This is a genomic window from Schwartzia sp. (in: firmicutes) (assembly GCF_978017985.1).
This window is the reverse complement of sequence record NZ_CDXDFU010000071.1, coordinates 1-6,005: the sequence shown is the minus strand read 5'-3', so window position 1 is coordinate 6,005 and position 6,005 is coordinate 1. Positions and strand designations below refer to the sequence as shown.

Below are 6,005 nucleotides of genomic sequence, written 5' to 3'. Positions count from 1 at the left end.
CTGGAGAGCTTGGCACGGTTTGGGGATTTAAGTTATTTGAACAGACGGTCTATTTTATACTTATCCATCTTGGTGAAGAGTGGGTATGCTCTGGAGCTTTCTGCGCCCGAATGCGCGAAAAAGGCTTTCTCCTGCGTGACTGCTCTAACTACCCCGGACTGGATAATATGTTTGTCCGCGTCGCGGTCAAAACAAGAGAAGAAAATGAAGAACTTTTGGCGGCCTTGCGGTCGCTGTGAATTTTTGGCAGATGTCTTACGGCATCTGCTTTTTGTTTGAAAATTCAATTAAAAAGCAGGAAATTCTTTTTTTGTGTCAAATATATCCCTAGTGTGAAAATTATTTTGTTCAAGTTGAACGGGAGGGAAAAGAATGAGGTTTATTCAGGCTAAAGGGGTAAAAAAAGCGGCAGGTATTTTGGCTGCTGCGGTCATTTTGGGGATTTCCTGCAGCACAGCATATTCAGCTCCGACCTCGGCGGAACAGGCGGTACTTGATAAATATGCTGAGTATATTGACACGCACAAGGCGTATGATTTCGGCTATCCTGCCAATCATGATATCCATCTGACTGAGTTTTACAAATGGTATCTGGATTCTCATTCATACAGGGCTATGGTAAATAATGCCGGAGACCCGTTTGAGATTCATGAGGGCGGTCACCTCAATGCGCTGAAATTTGAGCGTGCTGTCATTGATTTCTTCGGACCGCATTATGGTTTTGATCTGAATAATCTTTGGGGCCTTGTCACGTTTAGCGGAACTGACGGCAACAGCCACGGAATTTATTTCGGCTCAAAATATCTTGAGAAGAAAACGCAGAAAAAACCTGTTATGTATGTATCGGATGCAGCGCATTATTCCAACATGCGGCTGGCCGATGTGCAGAATATTGACCTCGTGCTTGTACCTTCAGATGAGCATGGACGTATGATTCCGGAAGAGCTTGAAAGCAGGCTGGTTCCGGACCGTCCCGCACTTATGGTTTACGCAATGGGGACAACATTCAAGGGCGGTGTTGATGATATGGATGCATTGAATGCTGTTCTGGCAAAATATCCTGATATCGAGGTATACCGTCATGTAGATGCTGCGCTCTTCGGAGGATATCTCCCATATACACAGTATAAGGATGCTGTTAACCGCAAGGTTCACCCGTTTGATTCCATAGCAGTCAGCGGTCACAAGTTCTTCGGTATGGATGAGCCGGCCGGTATATTCCTTACGACAATGGAAGTCAAACAAAATCAGAACCCATACAATGTCACATACCTGGACGGCAGTATGCCGATGATTAATTGTTCCCGCTCTGCTTTATCTCCGCTGAAGCTTTTATGGATTATACGTAAATACGGAGAAAAAGGATTTACCGAGCAGGCACACGGTATGCTGGAGCGCGCTGCATGGCTTAAGACACAGTTGGATGAAATGGGCTGGAAGGCATGGATTGAACCAATGTCAAACACCGTTTATTTCAAACGTCCGTCCAAGGCTATTGTAGAAAAATATGACCTTGCTCCGGATTTTGATGCGCGTCTTGGAGGCGAGTTATCCCACATCGTTGTTATGCAGCATGTAAAAATCGATAAGCTTCAGGAATTTGTTAACGATTTGAAAAAAGAAAAATGATATGTTTCGGCAGATGCCAATACAGGTGTCTGCCGATTTTTTTATCGGCAAAATTGATAGAAGGCATTATAATATAATAAAATGGTTTTATTTTATCAGGAGGTGGATTATGAGGAAAAGTGCAGCGGTGATTCTTGTGTTTATGTTTTTGTTCGTGGTTCAGTCAACGTTCAATACTGCGGCAGCAGCAAATAACAATGATGGTAGAAATGTGAGCGATTCCGGTATAATGTCATTTCGGCATCAGCACACGGGGACGTCAACAAAAGGGAAAAAGCAGGATAAAAAAGACAAAGAACCTGCTGCATCTGTAACAGAACGGCGTCAAAGAGGTAAAACCCTTAAACCGGGCGACTGCATAGGTATTGTGGCGCCTGCTTCGGGTATCAACGGGTATGGCGGCTATCTGACAGAGGCGGTGAAATATCTTAAGGATCTCGGGTATCGCGTAAAGGTAGCAGATGGAGCAAAGGATTACGTCTATGATTACCTTGACGGACATTATCTTCAATGCGCTTTAGATCTTACGCAAATGTTTGCTGATGATGATATTGCTGCAATAGTGTGCCTGCGTGGCGGATATGGCTCCATGTGCATGCTTGATGAGATGGGGAAAGAGGATTTTGACATAATTAAAAAACACCCAAAGCTGTTCATCGGATACAGTGATATTACCGCACTTCATAATGTGCTTGGCGAGCGGTGCAATCTGGTTACAATTCACGGAGCTATGGCTGTAAGTATTGGCGGCGGAGGGAGTTATTTTTCACTGGAAGAATTTGAAAAAGGGATACAGAGAACGAAAACCCAGATACCGGAATCCGAAGCCTGGAAAATTACGTCAGTCACATACGGTGAAGCCGAGGGCCTTCTTGTGGGAGGAAATCTCAGCATGATTGCGGCTACATGCGGAACGCCGTACGAGCTGAAGGGTGACGGTGGTATTTTAGTGCTTGAGGAAACCGACGAGGATGCTTACCGTGTCGATCGGATGATGCGGCAGCTTTATTCAAACGGTCTTTTGAAACGGGTAAACGGAATTGCCTATGGAGAGTTTGATAATGGCAGAAATGACCCGGGAGAGCCGCCTATAGAAGAAATCCTCAAATATTACGCGGAGCTTGCGGGAAAACCTGCAATACGCGGTATTCCTGTGGGGCATGGAGAGAAAAATATGTTTCTTCCGCTGGGCGTCAAAGTAAAAATAAGTGCAGGAAAGAACGGGGAAGGAAGCCTGGAATTTCTTGAGGATTACGCGGTAGAGCCTTCAAAAGAAAACATAAAAAAGAAGTGACATCACGTTAATATCGAAAATCATTGCAAATCATTCGGTCTTGCGGATATTTATACCGCGCGGCCGGATGATTTCTTTTTTTTCTATGACAATGCGGTTTTTTGGTGCAAAGTCTATTGAAGCATAGGAAATGAATGTGCTATACTGAAAAAGTTATAGGAAGTGGACAAATGTTGACTATGAGGGTGATTGTGTGACAAAAGAAGAAATGAAACGCATTATCTGCGAAAAAATTGATGCATCGAAAAATGAAATCGAGGCATTGGCAGCAGATATAGAGAGCACACCGGAGCTCGGATATAAGGAGACAAAGACCGCTGCAAAAATCGAAGCTTATATGAAAAAGCTCGGTCTTTCACCTGAAACGAGATTGGCGCTCACAGGAGTAAAGGCGCGTGTAAAGGGCAAGACCGCAGGGCCGACAGTTGCGGTAATAGGTGAACTGGATGCTATAGGAACTCCGGACAGCCCAAAAGCAGACCCGCTGACAGGCGCCGCACACACATGCGGACATTTTCTGCAGACCTCCGCTATGCTGGCTGCGGCACAGGGACTTATTCAGTCCGGTGTTATGCAGGAGCTTTCGGGAGATGCGGTTTTCTTTGCAGTGCCTGCCGAAGAATACGTAGAAATAACATATCGTCAGAAGCTGCGCAAGGAAGGCAAGCTCCATTATCTCTGTGGAAAGGATGAGCTTATCTACCGCGGCGCCTTTGATGATGTAGATATGGCAATGATGATGCACTCACGCGATCATACACCGGGAAAAACCGTAGCTATCGGACAATCCAGCAACGGTTTTGTGGTAAAGCTCGTGCAGTATGTAGGCCGCTCCGCGCATGCGGCAAATGCTCCGCATGAAGGAATCAATGCCCTGAATGCGGCATGCCTCGGAATCATGGGGATAAATGCTCTTCGTGAGACATTTCAGGAAAAGGACGTGGTTCGCGTTCATCCGATTATCACAAAGGGCGGAGACCTAGTAAACAATGTGCCTGAAGATGTTCGCATGGAGCTTTACGTCCGCGCGGCAACAATGGATGCTATCGACAGCACGCATCCCCGTGTCGATGCGGCCCTTCGTGCCGGAGGAGCTGCCGTTGGAGCGAAGACCATTATCGAAACCATGCCGGGAATGCTTCCGCTCAGCTGCTCGGCAGAGCTCAATGATATTTTTGTTGCGAATGTACGTGAACAGGTTCCTGAAACGGAAATTATTGATGCAGGTCATTTCAGCGCGTCAAAGGATATGGGAGACCTTTCTCATATCATGCCGGCAATCCACCCGTTCATCGGAGGCGTAGACGGCTCGCTCCATACAAAGGATTTCACGGTTACTGATTTCGATGCCGCTGTACTTACACCGGCAAAGGCATTTGCATGCTCCATCGTTGACCTTCTCTATGATGATGCGGAAAAGGCTAAGAAAATTCTCGCAGACTATAAGCCGCTGCTTACAAAGGAAGAGTTTATCAAAAAACTCGACGGATACTTCGAGAAAACAGAATAACCAATCCGGATAGGGGAAAGATATCCTTTATCTGTTTTCATATATAAAATATTAAGGGGGTATTCTTATGAAAGATTTGCGGCTTCATCTAATCGTTTTAGTGTTAGTCGTAGTTGCTGAAAAAATCGGCAACATCGCGTTCACTCTGGGCGTCGGAAAAATTGTTCTTCTGCCTATGATGTATGCGCTTTTGATGGGTGTACTCACGGCACCTCGTTTTTTGAAAATTTCCCGTGATTCTGAAATCAACACAGCAAGTTCGCTTCTTGGTGTTACTCTGATGCTTCTCATGGCTAAATACGGTACGCTCGTTGGACCGAGTCTGCCTAAAATCCTGGCGGCATCTCCTGCACTTATTCTTCAAGAGTTCGGTAACCTCGGTACAATTCTTATCGGTGTACCTGTTGCTGTTTTCCTTGGTCTTAAACGTGAAACAATCGGCGCGGCACATTCCATTGCCCGTGAGCCGAATGTCGCTCTTATCGGTGAACGTTATGGTCTTGATGCTGCGGAAGGCCGCGGCGTTATGGGCGTTTATATCGCAGGTACTGTTATCGGTACGATTTTCTTTGGTTTGATGGCAAGTCTTGCTGCTGCATATCTGCCGATTCATCCGTATGCTCTCGCTATGGCTGCGGGTGTCGGTTCTGCCAGCATGATGTCCGCTGCTGTCGGTTCTCTTTCCGCTATGTTCCCGGAAATGGCAGACCAGCTTGCTGCATTCGGTGCTGCATCCAACATGCTTTCCGGTCTTGACGGACTCTACATGAGTATCTGGATTGCACTTCCGTTCTCTGAATGGCTGTATCGTAAGATGTACCGTATTAAATACGGTGAACCGGCACCGGAACCTGAAAAGGAGGCGACTGCAGAATGAAAATGTCAGAAACGCTTCAGGTACTCCTGATCTGCGGTATCATGTCGCTGGTTGCCAATGTAATCGGCACTAAATTTTCCTTCGTCGAAGCAATTCCCGGTATGCTGATCCTGATTGGTCTCGCATTTATCGGTATCTGGCTTGGCAAAGTTATTCCGGGGGGTATTCCGGGTGTTGCGTATGTCGTCACCATCGGATGTATTCTCACATATCCTGGCCTTCCGACGGCTCCGATTATTAACGCTGCTGTTTCTAAGGTCGGTTTCATGCAGCTCTGCACACCGATTCTCGCATACGCAGGCGTCGCTATCTGCAAAGACCTTGATGTTTTTGCAAAAAGCAGCTGGCGCATTGTGGTTGTTTCCTGCGTCGTTTTTGTAGGTACTTACATCGGTTCTGCAATTATTGCACAGGTCATACTGAAAGCAATTGGACAGATTTAAGATTTTTTGGCATCTGTCGAAATTTGATATTGATATGTACCCTCTTTACCGGATACCCGGTAAGGAGGGTGTTTTTATTTATAAATGTGATTTTATATGTACATGAGAAGGTTTCGGTTAAAAGTTAAAACTAGATAAAAAGGAAAAATATGATTGACAAAACAAACAATGATACATATAATCTACACTATCAAACAAAATATAAGAAAATGTTCAGGCTATGTCTATGGAATATATACATAAGTGCTATGT

Annotated in this window: 5 protein-coding genes and 1 pseudogene; all 6 read left to right on the top strand. The window is 45.5% G+C overall.

The genetic code is table 11. The features are described from left to right. Nucleotides 1–239: pseudogene (locus ACY69O_RS03290) on the top strand (threonine-phosphate decarboxylase CobD); the annotation flags it as partial. 133 nt (nt 240–372) lie between these two features. After that, nucleotides 373–1,629: an aminotransferase class V-fold PLP-dependent enzyme gene (locus ACY69O_RS03285; RefSeq protein WP_462332043.1), complete on the top strand. Its 1,257-nt coding sequence runs from the start codon at nt 373–375 to the stop codon at nt 1,627–1,629. Between the two features lie 109 nt (nt 1,630–1,738). Beyond that, nucleotides 1,739–2,923 (top strand): S66 peptidase family protein, encoded by a 1,185-nt coding sequence (locus ACY69O_RS03280; protein ID WP_462332042.1) that lies wholly within the window; start codon nt 1,739–1,741, stop codon nt 2,921–2,923. A gap of 193 nt (nt 2,924–3,116) precedes the next feature. Next, a complete protein-coding gene (locus tag ACY69O_RS03275; protein ID WP_462332041.1) occupies nt 3,117–4,433 on the top strand; it encodes an amidohydrolase in 1,317 nt (438 codons plus the stop codon). A gap of 67 nt (nt 4,434–4,500) precedes the next feature. Beyond that, entirely contained in the window at nt 4,501–5,310 is an 810-nt protein-coding gene (locus tag ACY69O_RS03270) for a DUF3100 domain-containing protein (protein WP_462332040.1), read from the top strand. Continuing rightward, the gene (locus tag ACY69O_RS03265; protein WP_462332039.1) at nt 5,307–5,753 is read left to right on the top strand and encodes a hypothetical protein; all 447 of its coding nucleotides are present in this window, start codon (nt 5,307–5,309) and stop codon (nt 5,751–5,753) included. Before ACY69O_RS03270 ends, ACY69O_RS03265 begins: the two co-directional genes overlap by 4 nt. The last annotated feature ends 252 nt before the right edge of the window (nt 5,754–6,005 follow it).

Coding starts and splice junctions, on each gene's coding strand:
- ACY69O_RS03270 (WP_462332040.1), top strand. CDS start 4,501: ATGAAAGATTTGCGGCTTCATCTAATCGTTTTAGTGTTAGTCGTAGTT.
- ACY69O_RS03265 (WP_462332039.1), top strand. CDS start 5,307: ATGAAAATGTCAGAAACGCTTCAGGTACTCCTGATCTGCGGTATCATG.
- ACY69O_RS03280 (WP_462332042.1), top strand. CDS start 1,739: ATGAGGAAAAGTGCAGCGGTGATTCTTGTGTTTATGTTTTTGTTCGTG.
- ACY69O_RS03285 (WP_462332043.1), top strand. CDS start 373: ATGAGGTTTATTCAGGCTAAAGGGGTAAAAAAAGCGGCAGGTATTTTG.